This window comes from Bradyrhizobium sp. Cp5.3 (assembly GCF_000426265.1).
Taxonomy (GTDB): domain Bacteria; phylum Pseudomonadota; class Alphaproteobacteria; order Rhizobiales; family Xanthobacteraceae; genus Bradyrhizobium; species Bradyrhizobium neotropicale.
This window is the reverse complement of record NZ_AUFA01000008.1, coordinates 320,196-343,083: the sequence shown is the minus strand read 5'-3', so window position 1 is coordinate 343,083 and position 22,888 is coordinate 320,196. Positions and strand designations below refer to the sequence as shown.

General features: G+C 65.7%; 17 protein-coding genes and 1 pseudogene. 11 read left to right on the top strand and 7 right to left on the bottom strand.

Going from position 1 to position 22,888, the window contains the following annotated elements; genetic code table 11:
* Positions 1-360: 360 nt before the first annotated feature.
* Entirely contained in the window at positions 361-615 is a 255-nt protein-coding gene (locus tag K289_RS0113825) for a hypothetical protein (RefSeq protein WP_027552060.1), read from the bottom strand.
* A 136-nt stretch (positions 616-751) separates the two neighbouring features.
* Between K289_RS0113825 and K289_RS0113820 the strand changes: the two genes are divergently transcribed.
* Genes K289_RS0113820 through K289_RS0113810 form a run of 3 tightly spaced genes read left to right on the top strand, consistent with a single transcriptional unit; the run spans position 752 to position 4,598 of the window.
* Complete coding sequence (locus K289_RS0113820; protein ID WP_027552059.1) at positions 752-2,842, top strand: M3 family metallopeptidase; 2,091 nt, start codon at positions 752-754, stop codon at positions 2,840-2,842.
* Positions 2,842-3,480: a DUF1007 family protein gene (locus tag K289_RS0113815; RefSeq protein ID WP_027552058.1), complete on the top strand. Its 639-nt coding sequence runs from the start codon at positions 2,842-2,844 to the stop codon at positions 3,478-3,480. Before K289_RS0113820 ends, K289_RS0113815 begins: the two co-directional genes overlap by 1 nt.
* Positions 3,477-4,598 (top strand): nickel/cobalt transporter, encoded by a 1,122-nt coding sequence (locus K289_RS0113810; RefSeq protein WP_371260808.1) that lies wholly within the window; start codon positions 3,477-3,479, stop codon positions 4,596-4,598. Before K289_RS0113815 ends, K289_RS0113810 begins: the two co-directional genes overlap by 4 nt.
* A gap of 169 nt (positions 4,599-4,767) precedes the next feature.
* Here the strand turns inward: K289_RS0113810 and K289_RS0113805 are convergent, their stop codons facing one another.
* Positions 4,768-5,166 (bottom strand): MAPEG family protein, encoded by a 399-nt coding sequence (locus K289_RS0113805; protein ID WP_027552056.1) that lies wholly within the window; start codon positions 5,164-5,166, stop codon positions 4,768-4,770.
* Positions 5,167-5,249: 83 nt separating this feature from the next.
* Here K289_RS0113805 and hemH point away from each other — a divergent pair, with 83 nt between their 5' ends.
* The 5 genes and pseudogenes from hemH to K289_RS52085 all read left to right on the top strand — a co-directional run.
* On the top strand, positions 5,250-6,287 hold the full coding sequence (gene hemH, locus K289_RS0113800) for a ferrochelatase (RefSeq protein ID WP_027552055.1): 1,038 nt from the start codon (positions 5,250-5,252) through the stop codon (positions 6,285-6,287).
* Between the two features lie 4 nt (positions 6,288-6,291).
* Positions 6,292-7,269, top strand: a complete 978-nt coding sequence (locus K289_RS0113795) for an ABC transporter substrate-binding protein (protein WP_027552054.1) — start codon at positions 6,292-6,294, stop codon at positions 7,267-7,269.
* Between the two features lie 362 nt (positions 7,270-7,631).
* Positions 7,632-8,627: an SPFH domain-containing protein gene (locus tag K289_RS0113790; RefSeq protein ID WP_027552053.1), complete on the top strand. Its 996-nt coding sequence runs from the start codon at positions 7,632-7,634 to the stop codon at positions 8,625-8,627.
* A gap of 24 nt (positions 8,628-8,651) precedes the next feature.
* The gene (locus tag K289_RS0113785) at positions 8,652-9,095 is read left to right on the top strand and encodes an NfeD family protein (RefSeq protein ID WP_027552052.1); all 444 of its coding nucleotides are present in this window, start codon (positions 8,652-8,654) and stop codon (positions 9,093-9,095) included.
* A 6-nt stretch (positions 9,096-9,101) separates the two neighbouring features.
* Positions 9,102-9,239, top strand: a pseudogene (locus K289_RS52085) (carboxymuconolactone decarboxylase family protein); the annotation flags it as partial.
* Between the two features lie 152 nt (positions 9,240-9,391).
* On the opposite strand, the gene K289_RS0113775 reads toward K289_RS52085, so the two are convergent.
* The gene (locus tag K289_RS0113775) at positions 9,392-10,399 is read right to left on the bottom strand and encodes an SIS domain-containing protein (RefSeq protein ID WP_027552051.1); all 1,008 of its coding nucleotides are present in this window, start codon (positions 10,397-10,399) and stop codon (positions 9,392-9,394) included.
* Positions 10,400-10,593: 194 nt separating this feature from the next.
* On the opposite strand from K289_RS0113775, the gene K289_RS0113770 reads away from it, so the two are divergent.
* Positions 10,594-12,336, top strand: coding sequence for an outer membrane beta-barrel protein (locus K289_RS0113770; RefSeq protein ID WP_027552050.1), 1,743 nt, complete (start codon positions 10,594-10,596; stop codon positions 12,334-12,336).
* A 140-nt stretch (positions 12,337-12,476) separates the two neighbouring features.
* Here K289_RS0113770 and K289_RS0113765 read toward each other — a convergent pair whose 3' ends face one another.
* The gene (locus K289_RS0113765; RefSeq protein WP_027552049.1) at positions 12,477-13,928 is read right to left on the bottom strand and encodes a glutamate synthase subunit beta; all 1,452 of its coding nucleotides are present in this window, start codon (positions 13,926-13,928) and stop codon (positions 12,477-12,479) included.
* A 142-nt stretch (positions 13,929-14,070) separates the two neighbouring features.
* Positions 14,071-18,804: a glutamate synthase large subunit gene (gltB, locus tag K289_RS0113760; RefSeq protein WP_027552048.1), complete on the bottom strand. Its 4,734-nt coding sequence runs from the start codon at positions 18,802-18,804 to the stop codon at positions 14,071-14,073.
* Between the two features lie 503 nt (positions 18,805-19,307).
* Here gltB and K289_RS0113755 point away from each other — a divergent pair.
* Complete coding sequence (locus K289_RS0113755; RefSeq protein ID WP_027552047.1) at positions 19,308-20,075, top strand: hypothetical protein; 768 nt, start codon at positions 19,308-19,310, stop codon at positions 20,073-20,075.
* A 126-nt stretch (positions 20,076-20,201) separates the two neighbouring features.
* On the opposite strand, the gene K289_RS0113750 is transcribed toward K289_RS0113755, so the two are convergent.
* A complete protein-coding gene (locus K289_RS0113750) occupies positions 20,202-20,972 on the bottom strand; it encodes an alpha/beta fold hydrolase (RefSeq protein ID WP_027552046.1) in 771 nt (256 codons plus the stop codon).
* A 228-nt stretch (positions 20,973-21,200) separates the two neighbouring features.
* Positions 21,201-21,665, bottom strand: coding sequence for an Hsp20 family protein (locus K289_RS0113745; protein ID WP_027552045.1), 465 nt, complete (start codon positions 21,663-21,665; stop codon positions 21,201-21,203).
* Between the two features lie 205 nt (positions 21,666-21,870).
* Between K289_RS0113745 and K289_RS0113740 the strand changes: the two genes are divergently transcribed.
* Positions 21,871-22,818, top strand: coding sequence for an alpha/beta fold hydrolase (locus K289_RS0113740; RefSeq protein ID WP_027552044.1), 948 nt, complete (start codon positions 21,871-21,873; stop codon positions 22,816-22,818).
* Positions 22,819-22,888 lie beyond the last annotated feature (70 nt).

The following is a 22,888-nucleotide window of genomic DNA, read 5'->3' as shown; positions in this document are numbered from 1 at the left end:
GCGAAGTCACCTTCGACATGGCATCTCTTTGAGAGAGATGCTGGACGCTTCGGGTTTGCTTCAGTCTTGGACTTCTTCAGTCTGCCGACTTCTGCACTTCCGAAGAGCCCCTCGGCTTCTTCACCCCTTGGCGGCTGTCCGGCCTCTTGTCCGGATACCTACCGACTGACACACGACCACAGGCACGTGCGAAATTGGGCAAGTCCGCACATAAGCGTTTTGACTCGGCTTCGCAAGAATTTTTTTAGGCTGAGGACAGAATTGCCTAACATCTGCTTGCGCTGTGATGCGCAAGCGACGCTCAGATGAACAGGCGTTAAGTTTTCTGCGCAGCGCGCGTGTCGCTCGCGCGCGTGTGCGTCAGCCGCGCTTCGTGAAAGGCTCGACGCGCTGAGCTGCGCGGACGAAGGCGGTCATCACGAGCACGCCGAGTGCGAACAGCACGGCCTGGAGGATGTGCGCGCCTTGATCGCCGAGCCCGAACAGGATCGCGAGCGCCCAGCCGCCGGCGAAGGCCGCGCCGAACACCTCGGCGCCGATCAGGATGGCGGCGCTGATGACGGTGATGACGCTGCGCCAGACGATCTGGCGGGAGGAAGAGGCAGGCGCGTTCATAGGCAAAAGGTCCGTAGTCTGGGAGGGCCGCAATCTCCCCGAAAAGGCGGCCGGGAGCAAGGGCAAAAGGCCCAAAAAAGCCCTATGGCGTGCTATAGCTGGCCGCAACAAACCAGCTCAAAAAACGGGACCTACGATGTCAGAACCCCGCCAAGATACCGGCGCCGCGCCGGCCGACGACAATCCGCTGCTGAAGGCCTGGGTGACGCCGTTTGCGACCCCGCCGTTCGACGAGATCCAGCCGGAGCACTTCGTCCCGGCCTTCGAGCAGGCCTTCGCCGACCACTCCGCCGAAGTCGCGGCGATCACCAATGATCCGGCCGCGCCCGACTTCGCCAACACGATCACGGCGCTGGAGCGCTCCGGCAAGCTCCTGAACAAGGTCGCGGCCGTCTTCTACGACCTGGTCTCGGCGCACTCCAATCCGGCCATCCTGGAGATCGACAAGGAGGTCTCCTTGCGGATGGCGCGGCACTGGAATCCGATCATGATGAACGCCGTGCTGTTTGGTCGCATCGCCCAGCTGCACGAAAATCGCACCGCGCTCAATCTCACGCCGGAGCAGCTTCGTCTCCTGGAGCGCACCTACACCCGCTTCCATCGCGCCGGCGCCGGCCTCTCCGAGGAGGCCAAGACGCGGATGGCCGAGATCAACGAGAGGCTCGCCCAGCTCGGCACCACCTTCAGCCATCATCTGCTCGGCGACGAGCAGGAGTGGTTCATGGAGCTCAGCGAGGACGACCGCCAGGGCCTGCCTGACAGTTTTGTCGCGGCCGCCAAGGCTGCGGCAGAAGAGCGCGGGATGGCCGGCAAGGCCATCGTCACGCTGTCGCGCTCCTCGGTCGAGCCGTTCCTGAAGAGCTCGGGCCGCCGCGATCTCCGCGAGAAGGTTTACAAGGCCTTCACGGCGCGCGGCGACAACGGCAACGCCAACGACAACAACACGACCATCGTCGAGATCCTGAAGCTGCGGGAGGAGAGCGCCAATCTCCTGGGCTACCCGACCTTCGCCGCCTACCGCCTCGAGGACTCCATGGCCAAGACGCCGGACGCGGTGCGGGGCCTTCTGGAGCGGGTCTGGAAGCCGGCCCGGGCCCGCGCGCTCGCCGACCGCGACGAGATGCAGGCGATGATCACGACCGAGGGCGGCAATTTCCAGCTCGCGCCCTGGGACTGGCGCTACTACGCCGAAAAGCTCCGCCTGCAGCGCGCCAATTTCGATGACGCCGCGATCAAGCCGTATCTGACGCTCGACCACATGATCGCCGCCGCCTTCGACTGCGCCACACGCCTGTTCGGCATTACCTTCGTCGAGCGCAAGGACATCCCCACCTGGCATCCGGACGTCCGGGTCTGGGAGGTCCGGGACCGCGACGGCAAGCACAAGGCGCTGTTCTATGGCGACTACTACGCCCGGCCGTCAAAACGCTCCGGCGCCTGGATGACCTCGCTGCGCGACCAGCAGAAGCTCGACGGCGAGATCGCGCCGCTGGTCATCAATGTCTGCAACTTCGCCAAGGGCGCCGGCGGCGAACCCTCACTGCTCTCGCCCGACGATGCCCGCACCCTGTTCCACGAGTTCGGCCACGGCCTTCACGGCATGCTCTCCAACGTGACCTACCCGTCGCTGTCGGGCACCTCCGTGTTCACTGACTTCGTGGAGCTGCCCTCCCAGCTCTACGAGCATTGGCAGGAGCGGCCCGAGGTGCTGCAGCAGTTCGCCCGCCACTATCAGACCGGCGAGCCACTGCCTGACGACCTGCTCCAGCGCTTCCTCGCCGCGCGAAAGTTCAACCAGGGCTTTGCCACCGTCGAGTTTGTCTCCTCGGCCCTGGTCGACCTCGAATTCCACACCCAGCCAGCCACGGCGGCTACCGACGTCCGGGCCTTCGAGAAGAAGGAGCTGGAGAAGATCGGAATGCCCGAGGAGATCTCGCTGCGCCACCGGCCCTCGCAATTCGGTCACATCTTCTCCGGCGATCATTACGCCGCCGGTTATTACAGCTACATGTGGTCCGAGGTGATGGACGCCGACGCCTTCGGCGCGTTCGAGGAGGCCGGCAACATCTTCGATCCGGCGGTGGCAAAGCGCCTGCACGACGACATCTACTCGTCGGGTGGATCGGTCGATCCGGAAGCCGCCTACGAGGCCTTCCGCGGCCGTCCACCGGAGCCCGACGCGCTGCTTCGCCGCCGGGGCCTGCTCGACGACGCGAAGGCCGCCTGATGGACATGCGCCGCCTGTTCGGGGTGCTGCTTGGCGCCGGCCTTTCGCTTGCGGCCGGCGCGGCGGAGGCGCATCCGCATGTCTGGATCACCGCGACCAGCGAGCTGATCTATGCGGAGGACGGCACGATCACCGGCGTCCGCCACGCCTGGACCTTCGACGACATGTTCTCGGCCTATGCGGTGCAGGGGCTCGAGGGCAAGACCAAGGGCACCTATACGCGCGAGGAGCTGACGCCGCTGGCGCAGACGAACGTCGAGTCGCTGAAGGAATACGCCTACTTCACGTTCGCGCGCGCCGACGGCAAGAAGGAGCGTTTCCAGGAGCCGGTCGACTACTTCCTCGACTACAAGGATACGGTCCTGACCCTGCACTTCACGCTGCCGCTGAAGAATCCGGTCAAGTCCAAGCAGCTGGTGCTGGAGGTGTTCGACCGTTCCTTCTTCATCGATTTCCAGATGGCCAAGGACAACCCGGTCAAGCTGGTTGGCGCGCCCGCCGGTTGCCAGATGAAGCTGGAGCGGCCGGGCGACGGCTCCGCCACCGCCCAGAAGCTCAATGAGCAGACCTTTATCAACGGCGAGAACACCAATTTCGGCATGATGTTCGCCAACAAGATCACGGTGGATTGCCCTTGATCTGTCGTCCTCATTGCCGACTGACGCGTGGGCTCGTCGCCTGCGCTGTGGTTTTCCTCGTCGTGGGCGTGGCGGATGCCGCGCTTCACGATCTCCTCGCGCAGAATCCGTTTGGTGCGCCGCGCCCCGCGCAGGCTCCCCAGCCCGAGGCCGGCGGCATCATCGGCTGGTTGCTGGCCAAGCAATCGGAATTCTACCGTCAGATGTCGGCGACCATCCGCGCCGCCAAATCCGATGGCTCGGCGGTGTGGACGCTGCTTGCGATCTCCTTCGCCTACGGCATCTTCCATGCGGCCGGTCCGGGTCACGGCAAGGCGGTGATTGCCTCCTATCTCGTCGCCAACCGCGAGACCGCGCGGCGCGGCATCGCGCTGTCGTTTGCCTCGGCGCTCATGCAGTCGCTGGTGGCGATCCTCATCGTCGTCATCTCGGCCTGGGCGCTGAATGCGACGGCGAAAACCATGTGCAAGGCGGAGGGGGCGATCGAGATTGTGAGCTACGCACTGATCGCGGCGTTCGGCCTGCGCCTCGTCTGGGTCAAGGGTGGCGCCTTCATCCGCACGCTCCAGGCGGCCCAGCCGGTGCCGGCGATCGCAGGCGTCCCGCATCAGCATGATCACGACCATCACCACCATCACGATGCGCATGATCATCAGGGCCATGATCATGACCAGGGCCATGGCCATGGTCACGCCCATCACCACCACGGTCATGACCACGTTCATGACGAGCATTGCGGCCACTCCCACGGCCCCGCGCCGAGCGAGCTGGCCGGGCCCGGCGGCTGGCGGCGCGGATTCGCCGCGATCTTCACCGTCGGCATCCGTCCGTGCTCGGGCGCGATCCTGGTCCTGGTGTTCGCGCTTGCCCAGGGCCTGTTCTGGGCCGGCATCGCCGCGACCTTCCTGATGGGGCTCGGCACCGCAATCACGGTCGCGGCCATCGCCGTCGTCGCCGTCTCCGCCAAGGACGTCGCCGGTCGCCTCAGCGGCGCGCGTGACGGCAGGGGCGCCCTGTTCATGCGCGGCATCGAATTCGCCGCCGCCGGTCTCGTTCTGTTGTTCGGCGCAGGCCTGTTGTTCGGCTACATCGCCGCCGAACGAACGACGTGTTTTTGAGCGCGGTGGGTCCGCGATTCGCGGCGTGGGTCGCAGCGTGATGGCCGTGCGCCTTGCTCAGTCATTGCGAGCGTAGCGAAGCAATCCAGAAACCCTCCGCGGCGGCGGTCTGGATTGCTTCGTCGCAAGGGCTCCTCGCAATGACGGCGTTGAGGGAGGGATGCCAGCCTCACACCGGCAGAAACCGCTTCAGCGCCGGCATGAAGAAGATCCCGAGATTGATCGCAAAGCCAATGCTCCAGAGGATCGAGCGCAGCGTCGGGCGGTTGCCGAGATAGGTCAGCACGTAGGCGACCCGCACGATCAGGAACAGCACGGCGAGCTCGTCGATCAGGCGCTGCGGCGAATCGCGAAATTCGGCGAGCAGCACCGCGAAGGCGAAGAACGGGAAGGTCTCGATGCCGTTCTGGTGCGCGCCGAGCGCGCGCTGCGAGAGGGAGTCCTCAAAGAAGGCGGGATCGCGCGGCCGGGAATTGTCGAAGCGGCGAAACCTGATCCATTTGATCGAGACGATCGTCGCCTGGTAGAGCAGCAGCGCTCCAAGAACGCACCATTCCGCGAGTGTCATCGGTCCTCCCCCGCTTGGGGGCGACCCTAGCCAAATCGGGCTCATCTTGACAAGTTCGGCGCAACGCGCGACCCACGGATGCCATGACGACCGTTGTCCCCACTGAGACCGCGAAGCCCGCCGTGCAAGCGAGCCTGCCGCGCGTCGGCGTGCTCCTGATCAATCTCGGTACGCCCGATACGGCCGACGCTCCGGGCGTCCGGGTCTACCTGAAGGAGTTTCTCTCGGATCCCCGCGTGATCGAGGACCAGGGCCTGGTCTGGCAGTTCGTGCTCAACGGCATCATCCTGCGCCGGCGGCCGCGCACCAAGGCGCTCGACTACCGCAAGATATGGAATAACGAGAAGAACGAATCGCCGCTGAAGACGATCACACGCTCGAAGAGCGAGAAGCTCGCCTCCGCATTATCGGACCGCGCGCACGTCGTCGTGGATTGGGCGATGCGCTACGGCAATCCCTCGATCCGCTCGGGCATCGACGCCCTGATCGCGAAGGGGTGCGAGCGCATCCTCGCCGTTCCCCTCTATCCGCAATATTCCGCCTCGACCTCGGCGACCGTCTGCGACGAGGTGTTCCGTGTGCTCGCCCGCCTGCGCGCGCAGCCGACGCTGCGGGTGACGCCGCCTTATTACGAGGACGAGGCCTATATCGAGGCGCTCGCGACTGCGATCGAGGCGCACCTTGGCACGCTGCCGTTCAAGCCGGAGCTGATCGTCGCCTCCTTCCACGGCATGCCGAAATCCTATGTCGACAAGGGCGATCCCTATCAGGGCCATTGCGTCGCCACGACCGAGGCGCTGCGCCGCCGGCTCGGGATGGATGCATCGAAGCTGCTGCTGACCTTCCAGTCCCGCTTCGGCAATGATGAGTGGCTGCAGCCCTACACCGACAAGACCATGGAGCGCCTCGCCAAGGAGGGTGTGCGCCGCATCGCAGTGGTGACGCCGGGCTTCGCCGCCGACTGCCTGGAGACGCTGGAGGAGATCGCGCAGGAGAATGCCGAGATCTTCAAGCACAATGGCGGTGAGCAGTTCTCCGCGATTCCCTGTCTCAACGACAGCGAGCCCGGCATGGACGTGATCCGCGCCCTGGTGCTGCGTGAGCTTCAGGGTTGGATCTGAGCCCATGAACCGCCGCGAGCTCTTCGCGCTTCTCGGGATGATCACCACGCTGCCGCGCGCGGCACTGGCGCAGCAGCCGGGCGCGACGCGCCGGCTCGGCGTGCTATCGGTCACGGCCGACGACGATGCGGCCGGGCAGACGCGCGGTGCCATCCTGGTCGAGGCGCTGGCCAGCCATGGCTGGAAGGAGCAGGCCAATTTGCGGATCGACTGGCGCAGCGGCGGCGGCGACCGGGAGAGGATCGCGCGGCTCGCCGACGAACTGGTCGCGCTCAAGCCGGACATCCTGCTCGCGGTCGGCACGCCCTCGGTCGAGGAGCTGCACAGGCGCACGGCGACGACGCCGATCGTGTTCGCCGTAGTCACCGATCCCGTCAGCCAGGGTTTTGTCAAAAACCTCGCCCATCCCGGCGGCAACATCACCGGCTTCACCGATTTTGACGGCCCGATGGCCGGCAAATGGCTGGAGATGCTCGCGCAGATCACGCCAAAGGTCTCCCGCGTCTCCGTCGTCTACAATCCCGCCACCGCGCCGTTCGCCGGCCTCATGCTGCAGACGATCGAGGATGCAGGCCGCGCGCTTCGCGTGACGGTCGAGGCGGCGCCGGTGCATGACGATGCTTCCATCGCCGCGCTGGCCTCGCGCAAGGATGGTGGTCTCCTGGTGCTGCCGGACTTCTTCACCATGGCCAACCGCGCGCGTCTGCTGGCGGCGATCGCCGAAGCGCGCGTGCCTGCGGTGTTCTGGAGCAGCACCTTCGTCGAGGAGGGCGGGCTGATGTCCTACAGCACCGACAGCGCCGAGCAGGTGCGCCGTGCCGCCTCCTATATCGATCGGATCCTTCGGGGAGCGCAGCCCGCCGACCTCCCGGTGCAGAACCCCACCAAGTTCGAGCTCGCCTTCAACCTGAAGACGGCCAAGGCGATCGGCGTCACGATCCCCGCCCACCTGCTCGCGACCGCGAACGACGTGATCGAATAGGCTGGTAGTGCTGCGTCTCTGACGTCCGATCCGCTCAAGGTCATTCAGGGGACGTCATTCCGGGGCGCGACGAAGTCGTGAGCCCGGAATCCATTCATCCGCGTACTCTGTGGCCCGATGGATTCCGGGCTCCCTCGCTCCGCTCGGGCCCGGAATGACGAAATGGACTGTCGCAACGCTAGGCTGCGCACGCGGGCTTTCAAGAGCGTCCTTGCAAATAGTTAATCGCCGCGGTTCCCGCTCTGTACTTCTTGTGGAGAGCTCGGCGGGCGCCGACGTGAATTCGTGCCGCTGAACCGGTAGGGTAGCGATACCGACCAATGGGAGCTGCGGGGAAGGCGTTTTCCCGCCTTGGAGGAGCTATGAGCGGTTTCGATATTTTCGCGATTGTTCTGGTTTTGCTTGTCATCGTCACGCTGCTTGCCGGCGTAAAGACGGTGCCGCAGGGCTATGATTGGACCATCGAACGGTTCGGCAAATACACCCAGACCCTGAGCCCCGGGCTCAATCTGATCGTGCCCTATTTCGATCGCGTCGGGCGCAAGATCAACATGATGGAGCAGGTGATCAACATCCCCGAGCAGGAGGTGATCACCAAGGACAACGCCACCGTGACGGTGGACGGCGTCGCCTTCTTCCAGGTGTTCGACGCCGCGAAGGCGAGCTACGAGGTTGCCAACCTCACCCAGGCGATCACGGTCCTGACCATGACCAACATCCGTTCGGTGATGGGTTCGATGGATCTCGACCAGGTGCTGTCGCATCGCGACGAGATCAACGAGCGCCTGTTGCGCGTCGTCGACGCCGCGGTCTCGCCGTGGGGCGTCAAGGTCAACCGCATCGAGATCAAGGACATCGTGCCGCCGGCCGACCTCGTCGAGGCGATGGGCCGGCAGATGAAGGCCGAGCGCGTCAAGCGCGCCGACATTCTGGCTGCCGAAGGCCAGCGTCAGTCCGAGATCCTGCGCGCCGAGGGCGCCAAGCAGGGCCAGATCCTTCAGGCTGAAGGCCGCCGCGAGGCCGCCTTCCGCGACGCCGAAGCGCGTGAGCGTCTCGCCGAAGCCGAGGCCAAGGCGACCCAGGCGGTGTCGGAAGCCATCGCCAAGGGCGACGTCGCGGCGTTGAACTATTTCATCGCCGACAAATATATAAAGGCGTTCGGCGGGTTCGCTGACGCGCCGAACCAGAAGGTCATCATGCTGCCGATGGAGGCCGTGAGCCTGCTCGGCTCGCTCGCTGGCATCGGCGAGATCGCGAAGGCAACGTTCGGCGAAAGCGCGGCATCCGCTGTCGCGGCCGCCCGTCGCGGCTCGGTGCCGACGTCGGGCCCGACGCCGCCTTCGGTCCCGCCGCAGTAACGGGATCATTCAAGAGGTCGTGCCATGACCGACATGTTCGTTTCGCTCGGCGCCTGGAACTGGCTGATCTTCGGCTTCATCCTGATGGCGCTGGAGGTGTTCGCGCCGGGCGTGTTCCTGTTCTGGCTCGGGCTGGCGTCCCTGCTGGTCGGCCTCGTCTCGTTCGTCGTTCATTCGTCCTGGCAGGCGCAGCTTCTGATGTTCGCGGTGTTCGCCGTGGCCGCCGTGCCGGTGTGGCGACGCCTCGCCCGGGCGAAGACGGATGCAGGCGCCAGCCCCTTCCTCAACAAGCGCACCGAGGCGCTTCTGGGCCGCGAGTTCACGCTGGAGAAGCCGATCATCGACGGCTCCGGCACCGTCCGCATCGGCGACACCGTCTGGCGTGTCGCCGGTCCGGATACGCCGGCCGGCACCAGGGTGAAGGTGGTGCAGGTGGACGGTGCGAATCTGACGGTGGCCGCAACGTGAGGACTCGCCGCGCTGTCGGCGCATGGCGACGAGGCGCAGACTCCGGAGATCATGCTGCTGTGCGGCTTCTATCGCACGGTGTCGTATCTGGCGAACGGCCTGCGGCTGCCGGAGGAGAAGGCGGCGCGATTTCCGTCGGTCTAACCACGTTGGGGGGCAGATGAGCGCCACATCTTTCGCTGTCATTCCGGGGCGCGCCACTTGGCGCGAGCCCGGAATCCATGGCGAAACAAACTCGGCGGCATGATGGATCCCGGGCTCATCGCTTCGCGATGCCACGGGATGACGGAGAAAGTTTAAGCCACACCCGCCCGCAGCAGATCGTGCAGATGCACGATACCCACCACCTTGTTCGCCTCGGCCACGATCAGCGTCGTGATCTTGCGGGCGTTCAGCACCTCGAGCATTTCGGTCGCGAGCATCGAGGGCGGCACGGTCTTCGGCTGTTTGGTCATGATGTCGTCGACGGACGCCGTCAAAAGATCGGGGCGCATGTGGCGGCGCAGATCGCCGTCGGTGATGATGCCCGCGATCTCGCCGGTATCGCCGACGATGCAGACGCACCCGAGGCCCTTGGCGGACATCTCGACGACGGCGTCCGACATCATGGTGCCGACCGGCTTCACCGGGATCTCCGCGCCCGTGCGCATGTAGTCGCGGACGAATTTCAGCATGGCGCCGAGCTTTCCGCCGGGGTGGAAATGCGCGAACTCCAGTGCGGTGAAGCCGCGGCCCTCGAGCAGCGCGATCGCGAGCGCGTCGCCGATCGCGACCTGCATCATCGTCGAGGTGGTCGGCGCCAGATTGTGCGGGCAGGCCTCGCGCGCCTTCGGCAGCTCGATCACGATGTCGGCTGCCTGGCCGAGTGAGGACGCCGGGTTCGACGTCACCGCGATCATGGGGATCGCAAAGCGCGCGGAGTAGTTCACGATGTTCTTCATGTCCGGCTGCTCGCCGGACCAGGACAGCGCCATGATGACGTCGTCCGCCGTGATCATGCCGAGGTCGCCATGGCCGGCCTCGGCGGCGTGCACGAAGAAGGCGGGGGTGCCGGTCGAGGCCAGCGTCGCCGCGATCTTGCGCGCCATGTGGCCGGACTTGCCGAGCCCAGTGACGACGACGCGGCCCTTGGCCTGCCGGATCAGCTCGACGGCAGCAGCGAAGGTCGTGCCCAGCGGTCCCTTCAGCGCCGCGGCCAGCGCGTTGATGCCGCCGCTCTCCGTCTCCAGCGTGCGGAGCGCGGATTCGACGCTTGTAGGAAGGGGGCCGGATGATGGAGTCATCAGCGGTTTCGAGCTCGGCATGTCCTGATCCAGGGAGGTAGGGCGTGATTTGCCCGTGGCTGCCTGCTTAGCATGCCGCCGCCCGGGAGGCGACGCGCCCCCAAACCCTTCAACGCCTCATTAACCATAATTGTTTTAACTCCTTTAACGATGGTTCCCGCCGCCCGGCGGGAGGCCGTCAAGGAAGTGTCTGATTTCGCTGGGGTAATTCCATCGTGAGGTCGCCTCCAGGTAGAGGCCGGAGCAGTCGCGCGCATCCCTTGCGCGCCGCTTTGCCGTGCCTGCTGCTGACGGCGCTGGAAAGCGCTCCGGCGGCCGCCCAGAGCCTCACGCCGGACCTGTTCAATCCCACCCGCGGCGGCTTCGTCTCGCCGGACACGCTGCCGACCCGGCGCACGGCGGGCGTCGTGCAGGCGCCGTCGGATGCACTGCCGGCGCTGCCCGACCCGAACGCCGATCCGCGCAAGAGCCAGCCGACGCCGGCGACCTCGCGCGTCGGTCAGGTCCCGACCTACGGGCTGCCCGCCGCCAATGGCGCCAGCGGCTCGGGATACGACTCGCTCAACCGCAAGCGGCAGCAGCCCAAATTCTACCCCGGCCAGCCGAAGCCGAAGCGCCCCGTCGGTCCCGGCTCGCCGCCACCGCCCACGACGCAGGCCACGAGCCTCGGCCCGCCGCGCATCGCGCCGCCGCCATCCGAGACCGCGCACAAGACGCCGACACCGCCGGCGATGGCCGGCGCAGTGCCCGGCCAGCCCTTGCGGCGCCGCCTCAAGGCCGATGACGATCCGTTCGGCGCCGTCGGCGACTATGCCGGCAGCTTCCTGATCAAGGGCGGGCTCGAACTCTCCGCCGGCTACGACACCAATCCGGCCCGTCTCAGCAAGCCGGTCGGCTCGCCGGTCTACGTGGTCGCGCCCGATCTCCTGGTGGTGTCCGACTGGGAGCGCCACGCGCTGGTCGCGGATCTGCGCGGCTCGTTCTCGGGCTATGGCAACCAGATGCCGGCGACGATCGACGGTTTTGCCTCGCCGTCGCCGGTCGACATCGACCGCCCTGATTTCACCGGCCATGTCGACGGCCGCGTCGACGTCGACCGCGACTTCAAGCTGGCCTCGCAACTGCGCCTGCGGGTCGCCACCGACAATCCCGGCAGCCCGAACGTGCAGGCCGGCCTGCAGAGGTACCCGGTCTACGCCTCCTATGGCGGCACCTTCGGCTTCGACCAGACCTTCAACCGCTTCGAGGTCGCGGCCGGCGCCACCATCGACCGCACGGCCTATACGAACTCCAAGCTCACCGACGGCACGATTTCGAGCAACGACGATCGCGACTTCAACCAGTACGGCGGTGTGGGACGTTTCTCCTACGATCTCAAGCCGGGCCTGAAGCCGTTCGTCGAGATCGAGGGCGACAGCCGCGTGCACGACCAGCCCGCCGACCGCAACGGCTACTTCCGCGATTCATCGGGCGGTTATGCCAAGGTCGGCTCGACCTTCGAGTTCACGCGCATCCTCACCGGCGAGATCTCGGTCGGCTATACCGCGCGCAACTATGTCGACCCGCGCCTCAGCCAGCTCGCGGGCTTTTTGACCACGGGCTCGCTGATCTGGAACGCGAGCGGCCTGACCACCGTGAAATTCTTCACCGACACGCAGATCGCCGAGTCCACGGTCCCCGGCTCCTCCGGTGTGCTGGTGCGCACCTATTCCGCCGAAGTCGACCACGACTTCCGCCGCTGGCTCACCGCAGTTGGCCGGTTCACCTTCGGCACGTACGACTACCAGAACCAGAACCGCAACGACAAAACCTACTCGCTTGAAGGCAATCTGATCTACAAGCTGAACCGCAACGTCTGGATCAAGGGCACGCTGCGCCACGACATCCTGGATTCGAACCAGCCGGGGTCGAGCTCGCAGGACACGGTGGTGATGCTGGGGGTGAGGTTGCAGAACTAGTTCCGCTGTCATGCCCCGCGAAGGCGGGGCATCCAGTATGCCGCAGCTTCTCCGTGATACGTCACTGCCTCTGGAATACTGGATCGCCCGCTTTCGCGGGCGATGACAGCTTCATTCAAATCTGGCAGCGAAGCGAGCAGCTACCGCGGCAGATCCGTCTTCCCCATCAGGAACGTGTCGATCGACCGGGCGCAGAGGCGGCCTTCGCGGATCGCCCAGACCACCAGCGACTGGCCGCGGCGCATGTCGCCTGCCGAGAACACGTTCGGGCGCGAGGTCTGGTAGTCGAGCGTGTTGGCCTTGACGTTGCCGCGCGGGTCGAGCTCGACCGAGAGCAGCTTGAGCAGGCCCTCGTGCACGGGATGGACGAAACCCATCGCGAGCAGGATGAGCTCGGCATCGAGGTCGAACTCGGTGCCGGGAAGCGGCTTGAACTTGTCGTCGACGCGCACGCAGTGCAGCTTCTTGACCTTGCCGTTCTCGCCGGAAAACTTCTGCGTCAGCACGGCGAATTCGCGGACCGCGCCTTCGGCCTGGCTGGAGGAGGTGCGCATCTTCAGCGGCCAGTTCGGCCAGGTCAGGCCCTTGTTCTCGCGCTCGGGCGGGGCGGGCATGATTTCGAGCTGGGTCACGGAGAGCGCGCCCTGGCGCAGCGAAGTGCCGATGCAGTCGCTGCCGGTGTCGCCGCCGCCGATGACGACGACATGCTTGCCGCCGGCGAGGATCTCGGTGACGCCGCCCTGCGGCTCGTTGGAGACGCGGCGGTTCTGCTGCGGCAGGAAATCCATCGCGTAGTGGATGCCGTCGAGCTCGCGGCCGGGGATCGGCAGGTCGCGCGGGGCTTCCGCACCGCCGGTCAGCGCGATCGCGTCATACTGGTTGAGCATCTCGCGCGGATCGACGTTGCCGTCAGCGCCGACGTAGCTGTTGTAGTGGAAGGTGACGCCTTCGCCTTCCATCTGCTTGACGCGGCGGTCGATGATGCCCTTCTCCATCTTGAAGTCGGGAATGCCATAGCGCAGGAGGCCGCCGGCCTTGGCGTACTTCTCGTAGACATGGACGTCGTGGCCGGCGCGCGCGAGCTGCTGCGCGCAGGCCATGCCGGCCGGGCCCGAGCCGATCACGGCGACCTTCTTGCCGGTTTTCTCGGTCGCGACTTCCGGCTTCAGCCAGCCATTGTCCCAGGCGCGATCGACGATCGCGCATTCGATGGTCTTGATGGTGACGGGGTTGTCGTCGATGTTGAGCGTGCAGGACGCCTCGCACGGCGCCGGGCAGATACGGCCCGTGAACTCCGGGAAGTTGTTGGTCGAGTGCAGGTTGCGCGAGGCCTCTTCCCAGTTGCCTTGATAGACGAGGTCGTTGAAGTCGGGGATCTGGTTGTTGACCGGGCAGCCGGGCGTGCCGGGCGCGACCGAGCCGGTGCCGTGACAGTAGGGAATGCCGCAGTTCATGCAGCGCGCGGCCTGGTCGCGCGTTTCCTTTTCAGTCAGCGGAACGACGAACTCGCCAAAATGCTTCAAGCGCTCGGTGACCGGGGTGTACTTGCGGTCATGCCGTTCGATTTCGAGAAAACCCGTGATCTTGCCCATTAAACCCGAAGTCCTTGCCGCTTAATTCGTCTGTTGTTTTCACTATCATTGCGAGGAGCGAAGCGACGAAGCAAATCCAGGCTATTGCCCGAGGGGAGATGCTGGATTGCTTCGCTGCGCTCGCGATGACGGGCTCTGATGCTTACGCCCCGATCGCGATTTTCGGCTCGGCGTCCGCGTTGGCGGCCATTTCGCGCAGCGCGCGCCGGTACTCGACCGGCATCACCTTGCGGAATTTCGGCAGCCATTCCTTCCAATTGGCAAGGATGTCGGCGGCGCGCTTGGAGCCGGTCGCCTTGGCATGGCGCGTGATCAGGACGTGCAGCCGCTCGACGTCGGAGGCGAGCAGGTTGGCGAACACGTCGACCCGGCCATGGGCCTCGAGGTCACCGGCGTGATTGTAGGTGCCGGCGTTGATCAGCTCTTCAGACAGCACCGGCTCGAGCTCGACCATGCTGAGATTGCAGAGCTTGTCGAAGTCGCCGGTCTCGTCGAGCACATAGGCGATGCCGCCGGACATGCCGGCCGCGAAGTTGCGCCCGGTCTTGCCGAGCACGACCACGATGCCGCCGGTCATGTATTCGCAGCAATGATCGCCCGCGCCCTCGACCACCGCGACGGCACCGGAGTTGCGCACGGCAAAACGTTCGCCGGCGATGCCGCGGAAGTAGCACTCACCCGCGATCGCACCGTACATCACGGTGTTGCCGACGATGATGCTCTCTTCCGGCACGATGCCGCCATTGCGCGGCGGCTTGACGATGATCTTGCCGCCGGAAAGGCCCTTGCCGACATAGTCGTTGCCTTCACCTTCGAGCTCGAAGGTGACGCCGTGGGCGAGCCAGGCGCCGAAGGCCTGGCCGGCGGTGCCCTGGAGGCTGACATGGATGGTGTCCTGCGGCAGGCCGGCATGGCCGTAGATCTTGGCCACGGCGCCCGACAGCATCGCGCCGGCGGAACGGTCGGTGTTGTTGATCTCGGCTTCGATCTTCACGTGCGCGCCGCGGTCGAGCGCGGGCGTCGCCTTCTCGATCAGCTTGCGGTCGAGCACGGCCTCCAGATGATGGTTCTGGAGCTCCGAGTGGTAGATCTTCTGGCCCTTCTCTTCCTTCTGCTTGACGAACAGCTTGGAGAAGTCGAGGCCCTTGGCCTTCCAGTGCGCAACCAGCTTGGTCTGGTCGAGCATCTGAACCTGACCAATCATCTCGTTGAAGGTGCGGAAGCCGAGGCTCGCCATGATCTCGCGGACTTCCTCGGCGACGAAGAAGAAGTAGTTGATCACGTGCTCGGGCTGGCCGGTGAAGCGCTTGCGCAGAACCGGGTCCTGGGTCGCGACGCCAACCGGGCAGGTGTTGAGATGACACTTGCGCATCATGATGCAGCCGGCCGCGATCAGCGGCGCGGTGGCGAAGCCGAACTCGTCGGCGCCGAGCAGCGCGCCGATCACGACGTCACGGCCGGTTCGGAAGCCGCCGTCGACCTGGACCGCGATGCGGCTGCGCAGCCGTTCACGCACCAGCGTCTGGTGGGTTTCGGCAAGGCCGATTTCCCAGGGCGAGCCGGCATGCTTGATCGAGGTCAGCGGCGAAGCGCCGGTGCCGCCCTCGAAGCCCGCGATGGTGACGTGGTCGGCGCGCGCCTTGGCGACACCGGCCGCGACCGTGCCGACGCCGATCTCGGAGACGAGCTTCACCGAGACGTCACCCGTCGGGTTGACGTTCTTGAGGTCGTAGATGAGCTGCGCCAGATCCTCGATCGAATAGATGTCGTGGTGCGGCGGCGGCGAGATCAGGCCGACGCCCGGCGTCGAGTGCCGGACCTTGGCGATGGTCGCGTCGACCTTGTGGCCGGGCAACTGACCGCCTTCGCCGGGCTTGGCGCCCTGCGCCATCTTGATCTGCATCATGTCGGAGTTGACGAGATACTCCGTGGTCACGCCGAAGCGGCCCGAGGCGACCTGCTTGATCGCCGAACGCATGGAATCGCCGTTCGGCATCGGCTTGAAGCGGTCGGCTTCCTCGCCGCCTTCGCCGGTGTTCGACTTGCCACCGATCCGGTTCATGGCGATCGCGAGCGTGGTGTGCGCCTCGCGCGAGATCGAGCCGAAGCTCATCGCGCCGGTGGCGAAGCGCCTGACGATGTCCTTGGCCGGCTCGACCTGGTCGAGGGGGACGGGCTTGCGCTTCTCTTCCTCGGCGCTCTTGATCCGGAACAGGCCGCGCAACGTCAAAAGACGCTCGGACTGCTCGTTCAGGATCTTGGCGAAGGCGCGGTAGCGCTCCTGCGAGTTGCCGCGGGCGGCGTGCTGGAGCAGCGACACCGACTCGGCGGTCCAGGCATGATCCTCGCCGCGGGTGCGGTAGGCATATTCACCGCCGACGTCGAGCGCGCTCTTGTAGACCTGCGCCTCGCCGAACGCGTCGGCATGGCGGCGCACGGCTTCTTCTGCGATCTCGGCGAGACCGACGCCCTCGACGCGGGTGTGCGTGCCGGCAAAGAACTTCGAGACGAAATCCGCCTTGAGGCCGACCGCGTCGAAGATCTGCGCGCCGCAATAGGACTGGTAGGTCGAGATGCCCATCTTGGACATCACCTTGAGCAGGCCCTTGCCGATCGACTTGATATAGCGCTTGACGATCTCGTAGTCGTCGAGCGAGCCGGGCAGGCGATCCTTCATCGCGATGATGGTCTCGAACGCGAGATAGGGATTGATCGCTTCCGCGCCATAGCCGGCAAGGCAGGCGAAGTGATGCACTTCGCGCGGCTCGCCGGATTCGACGACGATGCCGACCGAGGTGCGCAGGCCCGTGCGGATCAGATGATGGTGTACGGCGGCGCAGGCGAGCAGCGAGGGGATCGGCACGCGGTCGGTGCCGACCATGCGGTCGGACAGGATGATGATGTTGACGCCCTCGCGCACCGCCGATTCGGCGCGCGCGCAGAGCTCATCCAGCACCTGATCCATGCCCGCGGCGCCGAGGCCGGCGTGGAACGTGGTGTCGAGCGTGCGTGACTTGAAGTGGGAATCGCCGAGATCGGCGATCGAGCGGATCTTCTCCAGATCCGCATCGGTCAGGATCGGCTGGCGCACCTCGAGGCGCTTGGTGGTGGCGAGGCCCTGGAGGTCGAACAGGTTCGGCCGCGGTCCGATGATCGAAACGAGGCTCATCACCAGCTCCTCGCGGATCGGATCGATCGGCGGATTGGTGACCTGCGCAAAGTTCTGCTTGAAGTAGGTGAACAGCGGCTTGGGCCTGTCCGACAGCGCCGAGACCGGCGTGTCGTTGCCCATCGAGCCCGTCGCTTCCTCGCCGGTGGAGGCCATCGGCGTCATCAGGATGGCGATGTCCTCCTGGCTATAGCCGAACGCCTGCTGGCGATCGAGCAGCGACAGGTTGGAGCGCACGCCCGTGGTCGGCGCCTTCGGCAGCTCCTCCAGCACGATCTGCGTGCGGTCCAGCCACTCCTTGTACGGATGGCTCTTGGCGAGGTCGGCCTTGATCTCGTCGTCGGGGATCAGGCGGCCCTGCTCGAGGTCGACCAGCAGCATCTTGCCGGGCTGCAGGCGCCACTTGGTGATGATCTGATCCTCGGGGATCTTGAGCACGCCCATTTCGGACGCCATCACGATACGGTCGTCCTTGGTGACGAGATAGCGCGCCGGCCGCAATCCGTTGCGGTCGAGCGTGGCGCCGATCTGGCGGCCATCGGTGAAGGCGATCGCGGCGGGGCCGTCCCACGGCTCCATCAGCGCGGCGTGATATTCGTAGAAGGCGCGGCGCTTCTCATCCATCAAGGGATTACCGGCCCACGCTTCCGGAATCATCATCATGACGGCGTGCGGCAGCGAGTAGCCGCCCTGCACCAGGAATTCGAGCGCGTTGTCGAAGCAGGCGGTGTCGGACTGGCCCTCATAGGAGATCGGCCAGAGCCGGCTGATGTCCTTGCCATAGAGCTCGGAGCTCACCGAGGCCTGGCGCGCCGCCATCCAGTTGACGTTGCCGCGCAGCGTGTTGATCTCGCCGTTATGCGCGATCATGCGATAGGGATGCGCCAGCGACCAGGTCGGGAAGGTGTTGGTCGAGAAGCGCTGATGCACCAGTGCGAGCGCGCTCTCGAAGTCCTTCTCGTGCAGGTCGGCATAGTACTTGCCGAGCTGGTCGGCGAGGAACATGCCCTTGTAAATCACGGTGCGGCAGGACATCGAGCAGGGATAGTAGCCCGCGAGGCCGCGGTCGCGGCGCTGATAGATCGCCTGCGAGATCGACTTGCGCAGGATGTAGAGCTTCCGCTCGAACTCGTCCTCGGTCTTGACGGTGCCGTTGCGGCCGATGAACACCTGCATGCAGGCGGGCTCGGTCGGCTTCACGGTGACGCCGAGCGAGGAATTGTCGGTCGGCACGTCGCGCCAGCCGAGCAGCGTCAGGCCTTCGGCCTTGATCTGGTCGGCGATGATGCTCTTGATGACGTTGCGCCAGGCGGTGTCGCGCGGCATGAACAGCGCGCCGATGGCGTACTCGCCGGGCGCGGGCAGCGCGAAGCCGAGCTCCTTGGCCTTGCGGGCGAAGAAGGCGTGCGGGATCTGCACCAAAATGCCCGCGCCGTCGCCGAAGCGCGGATCGGCGCCGACCGCGCCGCGATGCTCGAGGTTGCAGAGGATGCTCAGCGCGTCCGAGACGATCTCGTGCGACTTCTTGCCCTTGATGTTGGCGATGAAGCCGACGCCGCAGGAATCCTTTTCCAGGCTCGGGTCGTAGAGGCCTTCGGCGGCCGGACGGAAAGTGTGCGGCTCGATCGGGTCGGTCGTTTTCGAGGCGACCGTCGCCGACAGCTCTTCTGCCACGATGTTTGCGCGCTCGAATTGCGACCCGTTCATTGTTTTGTCCTCTCCATGCGGCAAGCTGCCTCACCGCCATCTTCGGCGCACCTTGGGCGTCCCGCGGCACCCGCTTCTGGGCCACCGCTCGTCCGTTGCGAGCCGCATTTTCTTAAATTCAGGCCTAGGCGTTCTTCGTCCCCGAGAACGGCTTTGCCCGCGACCGTCTTGGCGCTCGAGAGCGCCAAGTTTCGCTGCAATCCCTATGCCGGAATCGCAAGCAAAATTAAGACAGTCTTCCTGTCCTAACCATCACCTTGCCAAATTTTTGTCTAGCACACAAGCGCGCGAAAGTCCCGATTCCCAGAGTGTCAATCAGCGCTTTCCGCATGGCGCGCCGCCCCGGATTTGAAGCAAACGCGCCCCGATCCGGCCCTAGGCGCGTCGAAGCGGCGCCGGAATCCCGCAGGAAGCTTCGGATCAACCCTTGGAAAGGTGCGCCGCGCCACCAGAAGCGAAACAGGCGCGTGCCGTCCGGAGGGCCTGACAGGAGCGTTTCGACCATGAAGTTTTTCACAGGATGTGTGGCCGCCGCCGCGCTGGCGCTGGCGGCAACGGCTGCCGAGGCACAGGTGCTTGCGAACGGGACTGCGCGGGGAGGCTATGTTGCGGTCTCGGATTTCGACGGTCCCTACGGTCCGCCGGATGTTCCACCACCACCGCGATACCGTTACGGCTATGACGACGAGCGCGGCCCAGCGCCCGCATTTTTGCCGCCGACCGAGGTCTACGCCGTGCTCCGCGACAACGGCTTCTCGCCGCTGGGCATCCCGCGCCTGCGCGGCAGCGTCTATACCATCGCCGTGATCGACCGCCGGGGTGACGACGGCCGGCTCGTGATCGACGCGCGGGATGGCCGAATCCTGCGCTTCATGCCCGCCTATGACGCCTTCGGCATGGCGCCGCCGGCCTATGATGAGGGCGCGATCGCGCCTTACGGTCCGCATAGTGCGCTGCCGCCGCCGACCGTTGTCCGCGGCGGCCCGCCGCGGCCGCCGGCCCCGATCCCGCATGTGGCGAGCCGCACCGTGCCGCTGCCGAAGGCCGCCCCGCGGCACGGCGAGACGCCGGTCGCCGCAGCCAAGCCGGTTTCGCCTGCGCCTGCGCCGCAGCAGGCGCCACAAGCTCAACCCGCGCAGCAGGCGGCCGCCGTGCAGCCCAAGCCTGCCGAGGCATCCCCTCCGGCCGCCACGCCAACCGTCGGCCAGACCAAGCCTGCACCGACCATCCTGCCGACCCAGGAGATGCCAGCCGCACAGGGGCTGGATTAGGACACGCGCGCGCTGCTCGCGTGATGCGAGGGCGCCCGTCAGGACGACGTCGGGGAAAGGGTCGAGCAAAAACAAAGGGCGCCCGGATCGCTCCGTGCGCCCTTTTGCTTTTGAGCGGATCGCCGCTCAGCTGCGTGGAAACCCCGCCGCATCCAGGATCAAATTCGCAACCTCCTTTGGATGCGACACCAGCGAGAGGTGGCCGGCATCGAGCTCGATCGTCGTCGCGTTCATGCGCTTGGCGAGGAAACGCTCGAGATCGGGATTGATGGTGTAATCGCTCTTCGACACCGCGTACCAGCTCGGCTTCGTGTGCCACGCAGCCTCGGTGGTGCGGCCGGCGAAGATCGAGGCGGCCGTCGGCCATTGCACGGCGTAGAGCTCCTTGGCGCGCTCCGGCGCGACGCCGTTGGCGAAATATTTCAGGAACGCATCCTCGGAGAGCTTCGTGAAGCCGTCGTGCTCGACGATGCCGGCACGCGCAGGCCCTGTCGGGAATTGCTTCGACAGCGCGACGAAATCCTCGTTGGCATCGGGCGCGCGCGCTGCGACATAGACGAGCCCTGTGACCTTCGGATCGGTGCCGACCTGGCTGATCACGGTGCCGCCCCAGGAATGCGCGACCAGCACGGTCGGACCATCCTGCTCCGCCAGAGCACGCTTGGTCGCCTCGACCGATTCGGCGAGCGAGCCCAGCGGATTCTGCACGGCGATGACATGCAGGCCCGCAGCCTGAAGGATCGGGATCACCTCGGACCAGCTCGAGCCGTCCGCCCAGGCGCCGTGCACCAGCACGACATTCTTCGCCTTCACCGTTTGCGGGGTCTGTGCGTTGGCAAGGCCAAGGGGAGCCGCCAACAGGCTCGCGGCGACGAAAAGGCTGCGCCAGAGGGTCACGATCATTCTCCGTCCTGGTTTGGGTTCGATGCTGGAAGGACGGAGCATGAGGCCGCGCTGTTACGCTCTTCACCGCTCTGTGATGCGGTGCAAAAAAACATTCGGTATCGTCCTGGCTTTCGCCAGGACGACGTTGGGAGAGGTTAGCGCAAGTAGAAACGCGCAAACAAAAACGCCCCGGGGCACCGGGGCGTTTTCGCAACTTGGACGTCGAACGGTGCGGGCGCGTCAGGCGGCGGCCTTCGAGCCCTCGATCACCTGCGCGGCTTGCGCGGCGGTGTTGATCGCAATCTGGCGCGGCTTCTTGGCCTCGGGAATCTCGCGCACGAGGTCGACGTGAAGCAGGCCGTTCTCGAGCGAGGCATCCTTCACCTGCACGAAGTCGGCAAGCTGGAAGGCGCGCTCGAAGGCGCGGGCGGCGATGCCGCGGTAGAGCACTTCGTTCTTGCTGTTCTCGTTCGCGACTTTCTCGCCCTTGATCGTCAGCGTGTTTTCCTTCGCGACGATGGAGAGCTCATCCTTGGAGAAGCCGGAGACCGCAACGGTGATGCGGTAGGCGTTCTCGCCGGTGCGCTCGATGTTGTAGGGGGGATAGCCGGGGCTGCCGTCGGAGCCCGCCTGGTCGAGCAGGTTGAAGAGACGGTCGAAGCCGACGGTGGAACGATAGAAGGGGGTGAGGTCGTAGGTGCGCATGGTTAGTCCTCCATTGAGCGACTGATCTGGTAACCCGCCCGCCAATCGGGCCGGGCTTAGTCTGTGTGCAGCCTGATCCTTCGGTTCCGAAGCACTGGTAGCGGCCTGCACGAAGATGATATGGGTGGGTCGAAACAGCGTTCAAGAGGGCGGCATCGGCGCCTCTTCGGCGCCTCCGCCCCTTGATTTTCAGCCCTTCCCACACATGACGCTGATCTCGATTCCCGCCAATCCAGTTCCCGAAAACGTCGTCAGCGGCACCATTAAGACGCCCGACGGCGCCGAGCTTCGCTTCGCGCGCTGGGCGCCGCCGGCGGGCCGCAAGGGCACCGTCTGCGTCTTCACCGGGCGCGGGGAGCAGATCGAAAAATATTTCGAGACGGTGCGCGACCTGCGTGACCGCGGCTTTGCGGTGGCGATGATCGACTGGCGCGGGCAGGGCCATTCCTCGCGCCGGCTGCGCGATCCGCGCAAGGGCTATGTGCGCGCCTTCTCCGACTTCGAGGTCGACGTCGAGACCTTCGTGCAGCAGGTGGTGTTGCCGGATTGTCCGCCGCCGTTCTTCGCGCTCGCCCATTCCATGGGAGGCGCGGTGATGCTGCGCGTGGCGCATGCGGGCAAGCGCTGGTTCGACCGGATGGTGCTGTCGGCGCCGATGATCGATCTGCCCGGCCGCTCCACTTCGTTCCCGGCGCGGGCACTGCTCAGGACGATGCGCCTGATGGGGCAGGGTGGCCACTACGTGCCCGGCGGCAGCGACCACCTGACCGGGCTCGCTCCCTTCATCAACAATCCCCTCACCAGCGATCCCGTGCGCTATGCCCGCAACGCCGCGATCCTCGAGGAGGATCCGACGCTCGGGCTGGCATCGCCCACGGTCGCCTGGGCCGACACCGCGTTCCGCGCGATGCAGACCTTCAAGCGCATGAACTACCCGTCCGAGATCCGGCAGCCGATCCTGATGCTGGCGGCCTCCAACGACACCGTGGTCTCGACCGCCGCAATCGAGGAGTTCGCCTATCACCTGCGCGCCGGCTCCCATCTCGTGATCGCAGGGTCCAAGCACGAGATCCTGCAGGAGCAGGACCGCTACCGCACGCAATTCTGGGCGGCCTTCGACGCCTTCGTGCCGGGCACGCCGCTGTTCAAGTGAAATGCGGCCGTGTCGGCGGTGCGCTCCCTCGCCCCGCTTGCGGGGAGAGGGTTGGGGTGAGGGGAAGCCT